We start from the raw sequence: 1,375 nt of genomic DNA on the forward strand, positions 1-1,375 counted from the left end.
AATGTATATCGTTGGCAGAAGAAATTATTTAGACCAGTTATCAAAAACTTCATTGATGACTTTATTCTCGATAAAAATCATCTGCTACCACAGAGAATCTATAAATAATAGTGCGTAAGTCCTATAACTTTACTGAATGGCCTAATGTAATTTTAGAGCACACGCCAAAGTAAGGTCATGCCAGTCAAAATCCTGAACTTTAAATCAATGGTTTAGAAGCCGTGAAACATCATCTTAGCAACGATTAAAACAATTCTTAGATTTATATACGTGACACTAAAAAGCCAGTACATATTGAATTGGCTTTTTTCTCAATTTGTCTAACGTGCGTTATGTAAATTTTAGCAAATCTAAACTGGCAGCCTAACTTAAATAACTGATGTTACGCAATAAGTGTATTTTTGAGCATCTTCGCCACTACATTTTGCGGTCGATTTTTTTAAAATTTACAACATATAGAATGGATGCGTAACATCAGTTAAATAAACTGTCTCCGATATATTGGTCCCAAAATCCTTAAAGATCTGACTGCATATTTTCCCACTGTGGAACAGCATGCCCATCAGAGTGAAACAAAAAAATGAGATTTTATCTCCAAACCCTTTATTATTTTTAAGATCGTATATGATTTTAGAAATTTGAAAGAAACTCAAACTTTAAAATATTCGAATCATGGGGATACAATATGAAAATCAAGTTAATCACGCTGACATTAGCACTATCCGCAGCATCACTGGCAAACGCACATAATCATGAACAGTTAATCAGTAATGATTACCAACTGTTTAGTCCAGAAATCACCTCTAAAATCACTGAGCACAAACCTGTTTCATTAGATTTTATTGCTAGTGCAATTAGCACCCCAACTCAGGCGGTATTAAAAGAAAATTTAGGTGAGACTAAAAACGTCGTAGTGATTAGCGATGCGGAAACCTGGTATTACGGTGTTCAAATCACCGATCAGGAAAATCAAAAATGTTCTGTCTCTTTTATTTTCGACCGTGAAAATGGCAAGTTAAGTACATCGGCAGATCTGGTCAGCTTCCACCAATTAGAATGTGAATTAGCCGTTGCCCAAAAATTAGAAAAGAAAAATAACTAACTCCAAACCAGACATTAAAAAGCCCGCAAATGCAGGCTTTTTAATTCGTCCAAATTTTCCATATATCACCCTGCCAGAATCCGGTTTAATGACAATTAAATAGAATATTTGAACTCTTATTGGCACTGTTGCAAATAACCACGAATGGCTTTGTTGCACAAAGATTTGAAATGCAAAGCGCCCCTAATTGAGCCAAATTTAAGGCGTAACTTGGGTAAGTGGTCGACCTAATTCCGTAAATCTGTTGAGGACTGCTACACGTGCATGAATTTC

1 protein-coding gene and 1 pseudogene are annotated in these 1,375 nt (G+C 35.3%); both read left to right on the top strand.

All coding sequences use genetic code 11. From position 1 onward, the window contains the following. A pseudogene (locus FTU82_RS15940) lies at positions 1-108 on the top strand (IS701 family transposase); the annotation flags it as partial. 577 nt (positions 109-685) lie between these two features. Then, positions 686-1,102, top strand: coding sequence for a hypothetical protein (locus tag FTU82_RS15945; protein ID WP_159139022.1), 417 nt, complete (start codon positions 686-688; stop codon positions 1,100-1,102). Positions 1,103-1,375 lie beyond the last annotated feature (273 nt).

It is taken from the genome of Acinetobacter sp. YH12151 (assembly GCF_013418355.1).
Classification (GTDB): Bacteria; Pseudomonadota; Gammaproteobacteria; order Pseudomonadales; family Moraxellaceae; genus Acinetobacter; species Acinetobacter pseudolwoffii.